Raw genomic sequence first — 2,117 nt, 5'->3', positions numbered from 1 at the left:
GCGCTCGGCGCCGGGTCAGCCGGGGCGCTCGGGGCCGGCGACGGTGGCTGAGCAGGGTCGGGCTGGGAGACGCCACGGGCCCGTTCCGAATGAATGTCCTTTTCTACCGCGGCGGACTGAGCCAGCTCGACCGGGTCGACATCCTCCCCCATCGCGGCCGGGTCCTGACCCGCGAGCTGGGCGGCGCGCTCGGCGGCGGACAGGATGCCGAGGTCGGCGCGCTCCTCGTAGGGCAGGTGGTCCAGCGCGAGGCGGCGGAAGATGTAGTCCATCACCGAGGTCGCGATGCGGATGTCCGGGTCGTCGGTCATGCCCGCCGGCTCGAACCGCATGTTGGTGAACTTCGCGACGAAGGACTCGAGCGGGATGCCGTACTGCAGCCCGACCGAGATCGCCACCGAGAACGCGTCCATCACGCCGGCCAGGGTGGAGCCCTGCTTGCCGAGCTTGAGGAAGACCTCGCCCACGCCGTCGTCGGGGTAGGTGGAGGCGGTCATGTAGCCTTCCGCGCCGGCCACGTCGAACCTGGTCACGGTCGCGGAGCGGGTCTTGGGCAGGCGCCTGCGGACCGGGCGGTTCACGTCCTCCTGCACCGGGGCGGGTGCCGGGGACTGGACGGGCGCCGGGGACTGCGCCTCGGCGGGCACTTCCTTCTTCTTTGCGATGGACAGCGGCTGGCCGACCTTGCAGTTGTCGCGGTAGATCGCGAGCGCCTTCAGGCCGAGCTTCCAGCCCTCGAAGTAGATCTCCTCGACCTCCTCGACGGTGGCCGACTCGGGCATGTTGACCGTCTTGGAGATCGAGCCGGACAGCATCGGCTGCACGGCGGCCATCATCCGGACGTGGCCCATCGGGCTGATCGAGCGCTCGCCCATCGCGCAGTCGAACACCTCGTAGTGCTCGGGCCTGAGACCGGGGGCGTTCACCACGTGACCGTGATCGGCGATGTACTCGGTGATGGCTTCGATCTGTTCGGGCTGATAGCCGAGGTTCTTCAGGGCGCGGGGGACGGTCTGGTTGACGATCTGCATGGACCCGCCGCCGACCAGCTTCTTGAACTTGACCAGCGCGAGGTCGGGCTCGATGCCGGTGGTGTCGCAGTCCATCATGAGGCCGATGGTGCCGGTGGGCGCGAGCAGGCTGGCCTGGGCGTTCCGGTAGCCGTTGGCCTCGCCGAGCGCGAGGCACTCCTGCCAGGCCGCGGTCGCCAGCTCGAGGATCTCGCGGTCCAGCCTGCCGACCGAGCGGATCTTGCCGCTGGCGTCGGCGTGCATCCGCATGACCCGCTTGTGCGCCGTGGCGTTCCGCTCGTAGCCGTCGTAGGGGCCGACGACCTTGGCAAGCTCCGCGGAGCGCTTGTAGGCGGCGCCGGTCATCAGGCTCGTGATCGCGGCGGCGATCGCGCGGCCGCCCGCGGAATCGTAGGCGTGACCGGTGGCCATCAGCAGCGCACCGAGGTTGGCGTAGCCGATGCCGAGCTGACGGTAGGCGCGGGTGGTCTCGGCGATCTTCTCCGTCGGGAAGTCCGCGAAGCAGATGGAGATGTCCATCGCCGTGATGATGAGTTCGGACATCTTCTCGAAGCGCTCCGCGTCGAACGTGTCGTCCGGGCGGAGGAACTTCAGCAGGTTGATGCTGGCCAGGTTGCAGGACGAGTTGTCCAGGTGGACGTACTCGCTGCACGGGTTGCTCGCGGTGATGCGGCCGGACTCGGGGCAGGTGTGCCAGTCGTTGATCATGCCGTCGTACTGGATGCCGGGGTCCGCGCACTCCCAGGCCGCCTGGGCCAGCTTGCGGAACAGGTCCTTGGCGTCGATGGTCTCGATGATCTCCCCGGTCCGCCTGGCCAGCAGGTCGAACGGCATGTCGTCCTCAACCGCCTGCATGAACTCGTCGGAGACGCGGACCGAGTTGTTGGCGTTCTGGTACTGGACGCTGACGATGTCCTTGCCGCCCAGGTCCATGTCGAACCCGGCGTCGCGCAGCACCCGGACCTTGGCCTCTTCCTTGGCCTTGGTCTCGATGAACTCCTCGACGTCGGGGTGATCGACGTCCAGGACGACCATCTTGGCCGCCCGGCGGGTGGCGCCGCCGGACTTGATGGTGCCGGCCGAGGC

The 2,117-nt window shown here is 68.4% G+C and carries 1 protein-coding gene; it reads right to left on the bottom strand.

Annotated elements, in window-relative coordinates:
- Positions 1-2,117: vitamin B12-dependent ribonucleotide reductase (locus WA805_RS30495; protein ID WP_425244055.1), on the bottom strand; the 2,117-nt coding region annotated here is incomplete at both ends.

Source organism: Trebonia sp., assembly GCF_049794275.1.
In the GTDB taxonomy this organism is placed as follows: domain Bacteria; phylum Actinomycetota; class Actinomycetes; order Streptosporangiales; family Streptosporangiaceae; genus Trebonia.
Note: the sequence above shows the minus strand (reverse complement) of the source record. Positions and strands in the feature narration are given on the sequence as shown.